Source organism: Enterobacter sp. MGH 33, from assembly GCF_000534535.1.
Taxonomy (GTDB): Bacteria; Pseudomonadota; Gammaproteobacteria; order Enterobacterales; family Enterobacteriaceae; genus Enterobacter; species Enterobacter hormaechei_C.
Map to the genome: position 1 here is coordinate 4,704,383 of NZ_KI973212.1, position 14,633 is coordinate 4,719,015.

General features: G+C 56.7%; 14 protein-coding genes. 5 read left to right on the forward strand and 9 right to left on the reverse strand.

The features are described 5' to 3' along the window. Nucleotides 1-52: 52 nt before the first annotated feature. The 8 genes from damX to pilM all read right to left on the reverse strand — a co-directional run bounded on the left by damX (nt 53) and on the right by pilM (nt 6,668). The gene (gene damX, locus L379_RS02055) at nt 53-1,357 is read right to left on the reverse strand and encodes a cell division protein DamX (RefSeq protein WP_032655342.1); all 1,305 of its coding nucleotides are present in this window, start codon (nt 1,355-1,357) and stop codon (nt 53-55) included. A 92-nt stretch (nt 1,358-1,449) separates the two neighbouring features. After that, nucleotides 1,450-2,538, reverse strand: coding sequence for a 3-dehydroquinate synthase (gene aroB, locus L379_RS02050; RefSeq protein WP_032655345.1), 1,089 nt, complete (start codon nt 2,536-2,538; stop codon nt 1,450-1,452). A gap of 57 nt (nt 2,539-2,595) precedes the next feature. Then, nucleotides 2,596-3,117, reverse strand: coding sequence for a shikimate kinase AroK (aroK, locus tag L379_RS02045; protein ID WP_003861630.1), 522 nt, complete (start codon nt 3,115-3,117; stop codon nt 2,596-2,598). A gap of 286 nt (nt 3,118-3,403) precedes the next feature. After that, on the reverse strand, nt 3,404-4,642 hold the full coding sequence (hofQ, locus tag L379_RS02035) for a DNA uptake porin HofQ (RefSeq protein ID WP_023304546.1): 1,239 nt from the start codon (nt 4,640-4,642) through the stop codon (nt 3,404-3,406). Then, the gene (locus tag L379_RS0124360; RefSeq protein WP_032620992.1) at nt 4,554-4,958 is read right to left on the reverse strand and encodes a HofP DNA utilization family protein; all 405 of its coding nucleotides are present in this window, start codon (nt 4,956-4,958) and stop codon (nt 4,554-4,556) included. Before L379_RS0124360 ends, hofQ begins: the two co-directional genes overlap by 89 nt. Next, nucleotides 4,948-5,400, reverse strand: coding sequence for a HofO family protein (locus L379_RS02030; RefSeq protein ID WP_023304547.1), 453 nt, complete (start codon nt 5,398-5,400; stop codon nt 4,948-4,950). The genes L379_RS0124360 and L379_RS02030 overlap by 11 nt, the downstream gene beginning before the upstream one ends. A 3-nt stretch (nt 5,401-5,403) precedes the next feature. Further along, the gene (locus L379_RS02025) at nt 5,404-5,895 is read right to left on the reverse strand and encodes a PilN domain-containing protein (RefSeq protein WP_023304548.1); all 492 of its coding nucleotides are present in this window, start codon (nt 5,893-5,895) and stop codon (nt 5,404-5,406) included. After that, nucleotides 5,895-6,668, reverse strand: coding sequence for a type IV pilus biogenesis protein PilM (gene pilM, locus L379_RS02020; RefSeq protein WP_032655348.1), 774 nt, complete (start codon nt 6,666-6,668; stop codon nt 5,895-5,897). Before pilM ends, L379_RS02025 begins: the two co-directional genes overlap by 1 nt. Nucleotides 6,669-6,788: 120 nt before the next feature. Between pilM and mrcA the strand changes: the two genes are divergently transcribed. Beyond that, nucleotides 6,789-9,341 carry a peptidoglycan glycosyltransferase/peptidoglycan DD-transpeptidase MrcA gene (gene mrcA / locus L379_RS02015; RefSeq protein WP_017693864.1) on the forward strand — a complete coding sequence of 851 codons (2,553 nt, stop codon included), beginning with the start codon at nt 6,789-6,791 and terminating at the stop codon, nt 9,339-9,341. Between the two features lie 94 nt (nt 9,342-9,435). Here the strand turns inward: mrcA and nudE are convergent, their stop codons facing one another. Then, nucleotides 9,436-9,996, reverse strand: a complete 561-nt coding sequence (gene nudE / locus L379_RS02010) for an ADP compounds hydrolase NudE (RefSeq protein ID WP_003861622.1) — start codon at nt 9,994-9,996, stop codon at nt 9,436-9,438. 327 nt (nt 9,997-10,323) lie between these two features. Here nudE and L379_RS02005 point away from each other — a divergent pair, with 327 nt between their 5' ends. The 4 genes from L379_RS02005 (at nt 10,324) to hslO (ending at nt 14,511) form a co-directional block, all read left to right on the forward strand. Next, the gene (locus L379_RS02005; protein WP_032655351.1) at nt 10,324-12,462 is read left to right on the forward strand and encodes an intracellular growth attenuator family protein; all 2,139 of its coding nucleotides are present in this window, start codon (nt 10,324-10,326) and stop codon (nt 12,460-12,462) included. A gap of 64 nt (nt 12,463-12,526) precedes the next feature. Further along, on the forward strand, nt 12,527-13,210 hold the full coding sequence (gene yrfG, locus L379_RS02000; RefSeq protein ID WP_000550486.1) for a GMP/IMP nucleotidase: 684 nt from the start codon (nt 12,527-12,529) through the stop codon (nt 13,208-13,210). Further along, on the forward strand, nt 13,207-13,608 hold the full coding sequence (hslR, locus tag L379_RS01995) for a ribosome-associated heat shock protein Hsp15 (RefSeq protein WP_003861618.1): 402 nt from the start codon (nt 13,207-13,209) through the stop codon (nt 13,606-13,608). Before yrfG ends, hslR begins: the two co-directional genes overlap by 4 nt. A 24-nt stretch (nt 13,609-13,632) precedes the next feature. Further along, a complete protein-coding gene (gene hslO, locus L379_RS01990; RefSeq protein WP_023304550.1) occupies nt 13,633-14,511 on the forward strand; it encodes an Hsp33 family molecular chaperone HslO in 879 nt (292 codons plus the stop codon). Nucleotides 14,512-14,633: the final 122 nt, after the last annotated feature.

The window sequence follows — 14,633 nt, forward strand, 5'->3', positions numbered from 1 at the left end:
ACACCTTCTCCGGCTGTGGAGAAAGCTCCGACAGCATCCTGCGCTTTAAACATTACTTCAGATCGGCCTGCACCTGATGAATCGGCTTCGCCCACGGGTTTTTCGCCTGCACGTCGGCTGGCAGCGTGGAAACGGCACGTTTTGCTTCATCTTTGGAAGCATAAATACCACTCACCAGCACATACCACGGTTGACCGTTACGGGTCGTCTGATAAACCACGTAGTTTTTCAGATTCGATTTCTTCGCCCAGGCGTTGAGGTTGTCATAGTTAGACGAACTGCTCAGCTGAAGGGTGTAGTTGCTGGAAGAGGCCGACTGCAAAGAACCCACGTTGCCCGTCGTTTTACCTGATGCAGCGCCCGTTTTGGCTGCGGGAGCCGCAGGTGTTGTTGCAGAAGGTGTTGTTGCAGCAGGCGCGGTTGTGGTCGCCGTTGCTTTCGGTGCAGTGGTTGCCGCAGGCGTTGGCGCTTTAACCGGCTGGCTCACAGCAGGTTTGGTCTGCGCTGGCGCTTTCGTTTCTGGCGCTTTTGCCACGGTTTGCGGTTTCGTCTCACGCTTCGGCTCAATCACAGCCTGCTTACGCTCCTGGCGTGGCGCAGTCTGCGTCTGGCGCGGTTTGGTTTCCGTTGTCGCCGTTTGCTGCTGGGCATTGCTGCCATGAACTGGCGCAACGGTGGCTGGTTCAGTTGGCAGCGTGGAGTTCTCCACGGCAGCGTTAACCTGCTCCTGATTCTGCGGCTGCATCAGCGCATTGTTCAGATCGCCCTGAACTTCAACACGCTGCTGACCTTCAGGCGTCGCAGGCGCCTGGCCCTGAGTCGGGGTCGCAGAGACAGGCGGCAGAGAGATATCCTGGCCAGCGCTGGTGTTACCTGCGGTCTGCTCTGCGGAAGTGGTGCCCGGCGCAGGCTGAGCGCCATTCGCCTGGTTGCTCGCATCGTTACCAGACAGGTCAATGCTCTTCTCGGCAGACGCCGTCTGCTCGGTAGAATTGGTAGAAGGTGCTTTTAGCGCGGACCCAATGCCGACAATCAGCAAGACCAGCACCAGAACGCCAAGGCCCATCATAATGTACTGACGGGAGGCCGGTTTTGCCGCTACCGCTTTTTTACGTTTGCGCGGACGACGTTCAACAGGCTGTTCATCCATTAACTCTTCTTCGGATTCATACTCCTCGTCTTCTCGCTCATTTCGCGCGTTACGGCTACGCGAAGGGCGACGATCGTCTGCATCCAGTTCGACATCGTCAAAATTGATCTGCGGCTCGTTATCACGTTCTGAAGATTGACGAGAACGACCAGTACGACGATCGCTGGGATCGGGTTTCAGCTCGTCTTCTGGTTTGAATTCATCCATTTAACACCCCACTCAAAGGCTTCTGCCAACGACTCTGCATTTACCTGAAGCTAAAACGACCACCTGTTACAGCGGTCTGACCTTTCTAGTTGTTACGCCTGCTGACAATCAGCAATAGCGCCAAGTACGACTTCGTGCGGCACTCCGCCGCGCACTTCACTTTTCCCTATTGCAAGCGGGAGTACCAGACGCATCTCACCTGCCAATACTTTTTTATCGCGCATCATGTGGGGAAGGTACGCCTGCGCAGACATTTCCTGCGGACCACTCACCGGCAAGCCAGCACGTTTAAGCAACGCGATGATACGTGCTGTCTCTTCCGGCCTGAACTGCCCCAGACGTTCAGAGGCTCGCGCCGCCATAACCATTCCGGCAGCGACAGCTTCACCGTGAAGCCAGTTACCGTAGCCCATTTCGGCTTCGATCGCATGACCAAACGTATGCCCCAGATTCAGTAAAGCACGTAAGCCGGTTTCACGCTCATCTGCGGCAACGACTTCTGCTTTCAGCTCACAACAACGGCGAATACAGTAGGCCATTGCCTGCCCGTCGAGGCGCAGCAGCGCATCCATATTCTCTTCCAGCCAGGTGAAGAATTCCCCGTCAAGAATAATGCCGTATTTGATCACTTCTGCAAGGCCGGACGCCAGTTCGCGCGCTGGCAAGGTTTTCAGACAGTCGAGATCCACCACCACCGAGGCAGGCTGGTAGAACGCGCCAATCATGTTTTTGCCGAGCGGATGGTTAACCGCCGTTTTACCGCCCACAGAAGAATCGACCTGTGAGAGCAACGTGGTTGGAATTTGAATAAAGCGCACGCCGCGCTGATAGCTGGCGGCTGCAAAACCGGTCAGATCGCCCACAACGCCGCCGCCCAGGGCAAGCAGTGTTGTATCACGACCGTGCGGTTTTTGCAGAAGTGCGGTAAAGACGGTATCCAGTACCGTCAGGCTTTTGTACTGCTCGCCATCGGGCAGAATCACACTGTCGACCTTCACGCCCACCTGCTCAAGCAGGTGACGTACACGGTCGAGATAAAGCGGAGCCAGCGTCTCGTTGGTGACCAGCATCGCCTGATCACCCGCTTTCAGTGGTAAGAAGGAAGCTGGGTCGTTAAACAAACCAGCCGCGATGGTGATAGGGTAACTACGTTCCCCGAGAGTAACTGTAATCCTCTCCATGACGCGACATCCACCTTAAATGCTTTTACCCGCAGGCGAGTGTATATAAAGCCAGAATCAGTTGCTTTCCAGCATATGAATAATCTGGTTTGCAACCACTTTAGCGCTTTGATCGTCAGTACGAATGGTCACATCAGCAATCTCTTCGTACAGAGGATTGCGTTCATCGGCCAAAGCTTCCAGAACTTCACGTGGCGGTGTTTCAACCTGCAACAACGGGCGCTTTTTATCACGCTGCGTGCGTGCCAGCTGTTTTTCGATGGTCGTCTCAAGATAGACCACTACGCCACGGGCGGAGAGACGGTTGCGGGTTTCGCGAGATTTTACAGAGCCGCCGCCAGTTGCCAGCACAATGCCCTGTTTTTCCGTGAGTTCGTTGATCACTTTTTCTTCTCGGTCACGGAAACCTTCTTCGCCTTCTACGTCGAAGACCCAGCCCACATCCGCTCCGGTTCGTTTCTCAATCTCTTGATCAGAATCGTAAAATTCCATATTGAGTTGTTGAGCTAACTGACGCCCAATAGTGCTTTTGCCGGCACCCATAGGCCCAACCAGAAAGATATTGCGTTTCTCTGCCATTTTTTCGGTACTACTAAGACTATTCGTTAATGGTAATCCCCGCTGCGCAGACACCCGGCGTAGCAGGACATGAACTGAAACCTCATTTGCAATAGAGCGAGAGTCAGACGAAAAATTATCTCAATACTCCGGCTTGTTTGGCAACTGATTAAATCACCGTTCCCGGCGCATAAGGAAATAAGACGTAAGTCCAACTCAAATCGGTACTCCTTGTATGCTAATTCATGCCCCACGTCAAACATCTGCAACAAACTGAATGCAAAATCATTGCGGGGATCGTTACCCATTACTGAATACTGACCAGACGTGGCGTGATAAACACCACTAACTCGCGCCGTTCGTTATCTTTTCCGTCATGGCGGAACAGCTGACCCAGCCACGGAATGTTGCCCAGCACGGGCACGCTGTCGCGTCCGGTTTTATTCTTTTGCGAAAAGATCCCGCCCAGCGCGAGCGTTTCCCCACTTTTTACCTCTACCTGCGTTTCGATCTCCTGCTTATCGATCGCCAGCGTTTCGCCGTCTGCCTGTTGCAGCACCTGGCCGGGCATATTTTCACTGATATGCAGTTTCAGGCGCACGCGACCACCCGGCAGGACCACCGGCGTGACCTCCATGCCTAATACCGCTTCTTTAAATTCAACGGATGTCGCCCCGCTTTCGCCGCTGGAAACCTGATACGGGATTTCGCTGCCCTGCTTGATGCTGGCCGGCTGCATGTGCGACGCCAGCAGCCGCGGGCTGGCGATGATATCCACCTGCTGCTTTTGCTCAAGCGCCGACAACTCAAGATCCAGCATCCTGCCGTTGATGCGCCCGATGTTAAACCCTGCGTGGGTGGTTGCACTGGCCACCGACAGGTCCGCCCCCAGCGTCGTGACCTGACCCACCTTACCGGCCTCCGTTGCGTCAGCGAGGTTCCATTTCACCCCCAGTTCACGCAGGCTTTTTTCACTGATGGTCACAATCTGCGCCGCCAGTTCCACCTGCTCGACGGGCAGATCCATCTGCACAGCCCAGCGCTGGAGCATATCCACCACCGTCTGGTTATCCCTGACCAGGAAACGGTTGGTGCGCTTGTCGACGGAGAGACTGCCTTTCGGGCTTAAGAGCTTTTCTGCCGCTTTTTGCAATTCGGCTGCATCCGCATAAGCAAACGGAATGCTGTGAGAGTGCAGCGGGGCGTCAAGCAGACGCTGGGCCCGCTCCTGCTCTTTACGCGTCTGTTGCTCCCGTTGCCAGGCCGCCGTATGCACATAAAAAATGCCGCCCTCTTCCCGCAATACCAGCCCGGCGCTGTTCACTACTGTCTGAAGCGCCTGTCTCCAGGGCACCCGCGTTAAATTCAGCGAAAGCGAACCGCTGACATCCGGCGACACCACCAGATTGCGATCCTCCTGCCCCACCAGCGCCTGTAATATCTGCACCACCGGGACATCATCCACCAGCAGGGTGACCGGTTTTGGCGTCGCGGCCCACAGGGGCTGGCTGAGTGCCGCCAGTAACAGCCCTATCCTTATCTTCACTTTTTTTCGTTCCTTCTCGTTGCCATGTCCATCGCTTCGGCTCGCACATGTCGCCGACATCAACAGTCAGTTGTTGTTTATCTATCGCGCTCACCCGCCAGCCTGTCGGTAACCGCATCTGCGTTTTTACCCGGTGCCAGCGTTTCTGCCCGTCCTGTATAAGGCCGATATCCCTGCTGCCGCTGACTACCCCCTGATACCGCCACTGGCTGAGCTGCCCGGCTGCGCAACGCTCTTCCGGCACAGAGAAGGGATCCCGCATTCCGGTCAGGAAAAGCGGAGAAAGCAGGATCAGCAAACGGGCTTTACTGCGCATGACCGATCTCCAGTTGCAGGCTGAGGCGTAGGCGTTTGCCCTGTGGGGTGATGGAAAACGCACTCACCCGCGCGTTCTCAAGCGCCAGCCGGGAAAAGAGCGCCGGAACCGCGCCCCAGGAGGCATCCAGCGCCAGCTCTCCCCCACGCTGCTGCGGCTTCCAGTACACCAGCCTTGCGCCCTCACGCTGAAAAGCCAGGGGAGAAAAGGGCTGCGAGGGCGTCACTTGCGTAACCACTACTCGCCGTCCGGCCTCTGGCCACAGCGAGGCGTTGATTCGCTTCGCACTGATGGCCTGCGCCTGAATATCGGCGTAACGCAGAGCAGCGGGCCTGAGCAGCAGTCCCCAAATTGCCCACGCAACAAGCCCCGATGCGATCAACCAGCAAAGGACGCGCCGGGAAGGACGTGCATCAGTCCAGCGTTGATACCAGATACCCACCTGCTACCTCCGGCTATGTAGTTGAAAAGAGAACATCCATCGCCCCTGGCTATCCTGTTGCATTTCGCCTGCCGGTCCGGGGTTAAATCCCGTCACCCTTTTCAGGGCATCGGTCATGGCGGAGAGCGCTGGCAGTGAGGTGGTATAGCCGGTCAGGGTCAGCGAGGGTGGCTGATAACGCAGCGCCGTCAGCCACGCCTGCCGGGGCATTGCGCTGGCAAGGGACTCCAGCGCAGGTTGCCAGGCCGGATCAGACGGCGGCGAAGGGGTTTTCTGCCCCGCTGACTGCGGCTGACGGGCTTTCAATACCTTCTGCACTGCACGCGTCCCCGCCAGTTCGCTCTGCAACGCCTGTAACGCGAGAGACTGCGTCGCCCGCAGGCTGATACCTCCCGCCAGCATCACCAGCAGTGAGCCAGCAAACAGCAGCCCCCAGAAACGCAGGCGCTGATTACGTTGCTGCCGACGCCAGGGTAAAAGATTGGGTATGCTCATTACGGCGCCTCGCTCATGGCCAGCGCCAGGGCGACGGTGTAATCAGCACCGCATTCCGGCAGCGGCGGCTGGCACAGCGTCACCGCTTCCCAGGGTTCGCGGCCAGCATCAAACACGGCGATATCAGAAGGAGAAAGCGCAAGCAGCGCCGCCAGTTCATTCACCGTCGCCGCTTCTGTGGTGTAGCGCCGCCCCCACTGGTGACGCATCGCCCATAGCCACTGGTGTTGATCTCTCCAGGCGACGCACCGGGCGGGGGCAACAGCAGAGAGAAGATTAGCCAGCGCGCCGGCATCCGGGGCGATTGCTGCCAGACGCAAACGCAGCGCGTTCGCCAGCGTCAACAGGGTATCGACCTCTCTGTTTTGCGCTGCGGTAACCTGAAAAGTGTTGCTGAACGTATCCTGCGCGTAGTCAAAACAGAGCGTATCGGCGGGCATCTCCAGCTCACGTGCTAATGCGGCGCCTACCCAGGTGAGCTGTTCGCTGTCACGCAAGGTAACGGATGGACAGGGCAACGCGCGTTGCAGAACGCGCGTCGCCGGAAATGAGAGAAATACCCGATGCGAGTGCGGCAATGTTTTCCGCCAGCCACGTAATGCATTAACCAGCTGTTCTGGCTTAAGTATTTTGCCTTCCCCGATAACGCCGTCCGACAGCGGCACCGCCCACCAGCGCCGTAACCGCCAGCCGGCCCGCTCTCTGGTCAGCGCTACCGCAACCACCTTATCCTGTTGAATATGAACGCCTGTCTGCCACGTTTTAAAAGCCATGCTTCACGATCTCCTTATCGCCCGTCGGAGTGACGGCTATATCAATGAATCAGGCTTGCCTTTATACTACCGCGCGATTGTTTAGAAACTGCCCAGGCTAAACCAAATGGGAAATCTCCGGTGAAGTTCGTAAAGTATTTATTGATCCTTGCAGTCTGTTGCATTCTGCTGGGAGCAGGCTCGATTATTGGTTTGTACAAATATGTCGAGCCGCAACTCCCTGATGTCGCCACGCTTCGTGATGTGCGGCTTCAGATCCCTATGCAGGTCTATAGCGCCGATGGTGAACTGATGGCGCAATACGGCGAGAAACGTCGTATCCCTCTGACCTTAAATCAAATTCCACCCGTGATGGTGAAGGCCTTTATCGCCACCGAGGACAGCCGTTTTTACGAGCACCACGGTGTCGATCCGGTCGGTATTTTCCGTGCGGCAAGCGTGGCGCTGTTCTCCGGTCATGCCTCTCAGGGGGCAAGTACCATTACCCAGCAGCTGGCGCGTAACTTCTTCCTCAGCCCGGAAAAGACGCTGATGCGTAAGATCAAAGAGGTGTTCCTCGCGATCCGCATTGAGCAACTGCTGAGCAAAGACGAGATCCTTGAGCTTTACCTCAACAAGATCTATCTGGGCTACCGCGCCTATGGCGTAGGGGCTGCGGCTCAGGTCTATTTTGGTAAGCCGATCGATCAGCTCACGCTGAGCGAAATGGCGACCATTGCCGGCCTGCCAAAAGCGCCATCCACGTTTAACCCGCTCTACTCGCTGGACCGCGCCACCGCGCGCCGTAACGTGGTGCTGTCGCGTATGTTGAGCGAAGGCTATATCAGCCAGTCTGAGTACGATAAGGCGCGCAGCGACGTTATTGACGCCAATTACCATGCGCCGGAAATCGCCTTCTCTGCACCGTATCTTACTGAAATGGTTCGCCAGGAGATGGTGAGTCGCTACGGTGATAAAGCGTATGAAGATGGTTATCGCGTCTATACCACCGTGACCCGCAAGGTGCAGCAGGCTGCCCAGCAGGCGGTGCGTAATAACGTGATGGATTACGATATGCGTCACGGCTATCGCGGCCCGTCCAACGTGCTGTGGAAAGTGGGTGAAGGCGCATGGGACAGTAAAAAAATCACGGATTCCCTGAAAGCGCTGCCGACCTATGGCCCGCTGCGTCCGGCGGTCGTCACCCAGGCCGATCCACAGGAAGCAGTGGCGATGATGGCCGATGGCACATCCGTTTCGCTGCGCATGGAGGGTGTCCGCTGGGCGCGTCCATACCGCTCTGACACCCTTCAGGGGCCTACGCCACGTAAAGTGACCGATGTCGTACAAACCGGACAACAAATCTGGGTGCGTCAGGTCGGTGATGCCTGGTGGCTGGCGCAGGTGCCGGACGTAAACTCTGCGCTGGTCTCCATCAATCCGCAGAACGGCGCCGTGATGGCGCTGGTTGGCGGGTTCGATTTCAACCAGAGCAAATTTAACCGCGCGACCCAGGCGCTGCGTCAGGTTGGTTCGAACATCAAACCGTTCCTGTATACCGCGGCGATGGATAAGGGGCTGACTCTCGCCAGCATTCTCAACGACGTGCCAATTTCCCGCTGGGATGCCGGTGCGGGCTCTGACTGGCAGCCGAAGAACTCTCCGGCGCAATACGCTGGCCCTATCCGTCTGCGCCAGGGCCTTGGCCAGTCGAAGAACGTGGTCATGGTTCGCGCGATGCGTGCGATGGGCGTGGATTATGCGGCAGAGTATCTGCAACGCTTTGGCTTCCCGGCGCAAAACATCGTTCATACTGAATCTCTGGCGCTCGGCTCCGCGTCCTTTACGCCGCTCCAGGTTGCGCGAGGCTACTCGGTGATGGCGAACGGCGGCTTCCTGGTCGATCCGTATTTCATCAGCAAAATAGAGAACGATCAGGGCGGCGTACTGTTTGAAGCGAAACCGAAAATTGCCTGCCCTGAATGCGATATTCCGGTGATTTACGGCGACACGCCAAAATCCAATGTCCTGGAAAACAAGGATATGGAAGATGTGGCGATCTCTCAGGAACGTCAGAATCTGGCGGTGCCGCAGCCGCAGCTGGAACAGGCCAATCAGGCGCTGGTCGCCCAGAGTGGCGCGCAGGAGTATGCCCCGCACGTGATCAGCACGCCGCTGTCGTTCCTGATTAAGAGCGCACTGAACACCAACATCTTTGGTGAACCGGGCTGGCAAGGCACCGGCTGGCGAGCGGGCCGCGATTTGCAGCGCCACGACATCGGCGGAAAAACCGGGACAACCAACAGTTCAAAAGATGCCTGGTTCTCAGGTTATGGCCCGGGGGTTGTCACCTCCGTCTGGATTGGTTTTGACGATCACCGCCGCGATCTGGGGCGCACGACCGCCTCTGGCGCGATTAAAGATCAGATTTCCGGTTACGAAGGCGGCGCGAAGAGTGCGCAACCTGCCTGGGATGCATACATGAAGGCCGTTCTCGAGGGCGTACCAGAGCAGCCGCTAACGCCTCCACCGGGCGTGGTGACGGTGAATATCGACCGCAGTACCGGACAGCTCGCGAATGGCGGTAACAGCCGTGCCGAGTATTTCATCGAGGGCACTCAGCCAACCACGCAGGCAGTGCATGAGGTGGGTACGGAATTGATTGATAACGGCGAAACGCACGAGCTGTTCTGACGCCAACAAAAAAGCCGGGTGGCGACTACGCCTGACCCGGCCTACAACGTCAATGCAAAACGGCAACCTTCGGTTGCCGTTTTTAATGTTGGCGCTACAAACGCCCCTGTCCCTTCAGCCACTCCCGCACCAGGAACAGTGCGCTCACGTTGCGCGCCTCGTTAAAGTCAGGATCTTCCAGCAAATCCATCAGATGAGCCAGCGGCCAGCGAACCTGCGGTAGCGGTTCCGGCTCGTCTCCTTCCAGCGATTCAGGATAGAGATCTTCCGCGACAACGATGTTCATTTTGCTGGAGAAATAGGACGGTGCCATGCTCAGCTTTTTCAGGAACGTCAGCTCTTTCGCGCCAAAACCGACCTCTTCTTTCAGCTCCCGGTTTGCCGCTTCAAACACCGTTTCGCCCGGGTCGATCAGTCCTTTGGAGAAGCCCAGCTCGTAGGATTCTGTGCCAACGGCGTATTCACGAATGAGGATCAGGTGCTCGTCGACGATGGGCACAATCATCACCGCTTCACGCGAGGAGGGGCGCATACGCTCATAAACACGACGCACACCGTTGCTGAACTCCAGATCCACGCTTTCGACATTAAACAGACGCGATTTCGCGACGGTTTCAACATTCAGAATGGTGGGCTTTTGTAAGGGTTTGGTCATCTTGACGGGTCTTTGCTGGGTGAACTGGCTTTATTGTGCGATACGCCGCACGGTTTCGGCAATGTCAATTGCTCTTTATTTACATTTATGCAACGTAACTGTTGGCGATTCTCATTTCAAAACAAATGTCAAGAGGTTGAAATGTTTCCAGGAATTTGCTGATATCGCGCCGGAACAGGCTTTGTTATCATTACCGGTCACTGGGATGCGCGTCAACATGCTCAAGTTAGACTCCATACTTGCCGATAGCCGACCACAGAATCTCATTCATTGTACAAAAGGTGCGACTGACAACACCTGTAAGAAGATAAGTAAGATGGGGAAAGCATGAGCACCATTTTGATTTTTCTCGCTGCTGTGCTGGCCTGCGCGTCGATTGCGGTGTGGGTATTCAGGCGCCGCGTACATCGCCGTTATCGGCTGCCCTTTTTGAACGCGTTTGCCGGGGCAAACACGCGCAAGCTTTCGCCAGAGGAACGCAGCACCGTTGAGCAGTATCTCGACACGCTGAACCGATCCCGGCTTTCGCCTGGCCCTACCGGCGCCAGCGCCGCCCCCGTATCGCTCAACCTGAACGCCCAAAGTGACACCGTTCTGTGCGTAACGCGCTCCATTACCCGCTACGGTATTACAACCGACGATCCCAACAAGTGGCGTTACTATCTCGACTCTGTTGAAGTGCACCTGCCTCCCTTCTGGGAGCAGTATATTAACGACGAAAACAGCGTCGAGCTCATCCATACCGATACGCTGCCGCTGGTTATCTCCCTCAATGGTCATACTCTGAGCGAATATGATCAGGAAGCGCCACGCTTTGCGCTGGAACGCGCAAGCGGAACGCAGGCCTCTATTCGTGGTGAAGAGACTGAGCAGATCGAACTGCTGAACATCCGCCAGGAGACGCATGAAGAGTACGTCCTGAGCCGCCCGGATGGCATTCGCGAAGCGGTGTTGATTGTCGCCTCGTTCCTGCTCTTTTTCATCTGCCTGCTGACGCCGGACGTGTTTGTTCCGTGGCTCGCGGGTGGCGCAGTACTGCTTCTGGCCGCCGGGCTGTGGGGCATATTTGCTCCGCCGGCAAAAACGTCATTACGCGAAATTCACTGCCTGCGCGGAACCCCAAAACGCTGGGGACTGTTCGGTGAGAACGATCAGGAACATATCAACAATATCTCGCTCGGGATCATCGATCTTATCTATCCGCGCCACTGGCAGCCGTGGATAGCGCAGGACCTTGGCCACAAAACGGATATTGATATCTATCTCGACCGCCACGTTGTACGCCAGGGGCGCTACTTATCCCTGCACGACGAAGTGAAAAACTTCCCGCTTCAGCACTGGCTCCGCAGCGCGGTGATTGCCGGTGGTGCCGCGTTAATCTTCGTCATGCTGCTGCTCTTCGTGCCGCTGGATATGCCGATTAAATTTACCCTGTCGTGGATCAAAGGGGCGCAAACTGTGGAAGCCACCAGCGTACAGCAGCTCGAAGAAGCGGGTGTACGCGTGGGAGATACGTTGCGCCTCAAAGGCACCGGGATGTGTAATATCCACACGCCGGGCGCCTGGAACACGCGCCAGAACTCGCCGTTCGCGCCGTTCGACTGCTCTCAGATCATCTGGAATGACGCCTCTCCGCTGCCGCTGCCGGAATCAGATGTGGTCAACAAGGCCACTGCGCTCACCCAGACGATTAATCGCCAGCTCCATCCAAAACCGGATGATGATTCTCGCGTCAGCCCTGCCCTGCGTTCGGCTATTCAGAAGTCGGGCATGGTACTGCTGGATGACTTTGGCGAAATCGTCCTGAAAACAGAGGATCTCTGTTCCGCCCAGGATGACTGTATCCGGCTCAAGAACGCGCTGGTCAACCTCGGCAACAGCAAAGACTGGGACGCGCTGGTGAAACGCGCCGAAGCGGGACGCCTGGACGGTGTGAACGTGCTTCTGCGTCCGGTCAGCGCCGAGTCGCTGGATAACCTGGTGGCGACCTCTACCGCCCCCTTCGTGATGCGTGAAACCACCCGTGCCGCCCAGGCGCTTAACAGCCCGGCGCCCGGCGGTTTTGTAATTGCCAGCGATGAAGGCAGCGACCTGGTGGATCAACCTTATCCGCAGGTTTCGCTCTATGACTATCCTGCCCAGGAGCAGTGGAGCGAATTCCAGCGTCTGGCGCAGATGCTGATGCAGACGCCATTCAGCGCGGAAGGGATCGTCACCACCCTCTTTACCGACGCCAACGGCACGCGTCATATTGGCCTGCACCGTATGCCGGATAGCGCTGGCCTGTGGCGCTATATAGGGACATCCCTGCTGCTGATTGCAATGCTGGCGTGCATTGTCTGGAACGGTTATCAGGCCGTACGCCGCTATCAGCGTTCCCGCACGCGGCTGGCAGAAATCCAGGCCTACTACGAAAATTGCCTTAACCCGAAACTGATCTCCTCTTCCGAGAGCCTGATCGGATAACGTCCCTGCGCGACAAGTTGTGCTACCCTGTCGCGCACGTTTCTTCTGGCTGGAGTTCCCCCTTATGCATCTTAATATCGACTGGCAGGCGGTCGATACCGTCCTGCTTGATATGGACGGCACGCTGCTTGATCTCGCCTTTGATAACTATTTCTGGCAAAAGCTGGTCCCGGAAACATACGGTGAACAGCAGGGGATCTCCCCGGCGGAAGCGCAGGAATTCATTCGTTCGCAATATAGCGCGGTGCAGCATACGCTAAACTGGTACTGTCTTGACTACTGGAGCGAGCGACTCGGTTTGGATATTTGTGCCATGACCACCGCCCAGGGCGCACGCGCTGTACTGCGCGACGATACGGTCCCGTTCCTGGATGCGCTGAAAGCCTGCGGTAAGCGCCGCATTTTGCTGACGAATGCGCATCCCCATAACCTGGCCGTGAAGCTGGAACATACCGGTCTTGCTTCACACCTTGATTTATTGCTTTCCACCCACACATTTGGTTATCCGAAAGAGGATCAGCGGTTGTGGCATGCCGTGGTGGAAGAGACCGGTTTACAGCCGGAACGCACGCTGTTTATTGACGACAGCGAGCCGATTCTGGATTCTGCGGCCGCTTTTGGCATTCGCTATTGTCTGGGCGTGACTAATCCGGATTCCGGCCTGGCTGAAAAAAGCTATCTGCGACATCCGGGGCTGAACGACTATCGCCGGATGATCCCCTCACTCACTGTGAAGGAGACGCCATGAAAGAAAAACCCTCTGATGGGGTAAGACTGGATAAATGGCTGTGGGCCGCCCGTTTTTACAAAACGCGCGCCCTTGCCCGTGAAATGGTTGATGGCGGAAAGGTGCATTACAACGGTCAGCGCAGCAAACCGAGCAAACTGGTTGAACTGAATGCCACGCTAACGCTTCGCCAGGGCAACGATGAGAAAACGGTGGTGGTGAAAGCCATTACCGAGCAGCGGCGGCCCGCAACCGAAGCCGTTTTGCTGTATGAAGAGACGGCCGAAAGCATAGAGAAGCGCGAGAAAACCGCGCTGGCGCGCAAGATGAATGCGCTGACCATGCCTCACCCGGACCGGCGACCGGATAAAAAAGAGCGCCGCGATCTGATGAAATTTAAACACGGTGAGAGCGAGTAACCCTCACCTGCACGAGAGATGAAAATGGCCCAACACGACCAATTACACCGCTATCTGTTTGAACAATTCGCCGTGCGCGGCGAGCTGGTCACCGTATCCGAAACCTGGAAACAGATTCTGGAAAACCACAACTACCCGCTGCCGGTGAAAACCCTGTTGGGCGAACTGCTGGTTGCCACCAGCCTGCTGACCGCCACGCTGAAGTTCGCTGGCGATATTACCGTTCAGTTGCAGGGTGATGGCCCGATGTCGCTGGCGGTGATCAACGGCAATAACCAGCAGCAGATGCGCGGCGTGGCGCGCGTTCAGGGCGATATCCCTGAAAATGCGGATCTGAAAACGCTGGTCGGAAATGGCTATCTGGTTATCACGATCTCGCCTGAAGAGGGTGAGCGCTATCAGGGCGTTGTCGGTCTGGAAGGCGACACGCTTGCCGCCTGCCTGGAAGATTACTTCATGCGTTCCGAACAGCTGCCAACCCGCCTGTTCATCCGCACCGGTGAAGTGGATGGTCAGCCTGCTGCCGGTGGTATGCTGCTTCAGGTTCTGCCTGCGCAGGATGCGCAGACCAATGATTTCGAGCATCTGGCAACGCTGACGGAAACCATCAAAGCGGAAGAGCTGTTCACCCTGTCGGCGACCGACGTGCTGTGGCGTCTGTACCACGAAGAAGAAGTGACGGTTTACGATCCGCAGGATGTGGAATTTAAGTGCACCTGCTCTCGCGAGCGTTGTGCTGGCGCCCTGAAAACGCTGCCGGATGAAGAGATCGACAGCATCATGGCGGAAGACGGTGAGATCGATATGCACTGTGATTACTGCGGTACGCACTACGTGTTCAATTCCATGGATATCGCGGAGATCCGCAATAACGCCTCTCCAGCGGACCCGCAGGTTCACTAAACCTCTTTCCCCTCACCCTAACCCTCTCCCCAACGGGGAGAGGGAACTTGAACACCCTCACCCCTTTGGGTGAGGGGTAAAAAACGCCACCCAAGCTGAATCGTTTTCCCAATGTAACCCTT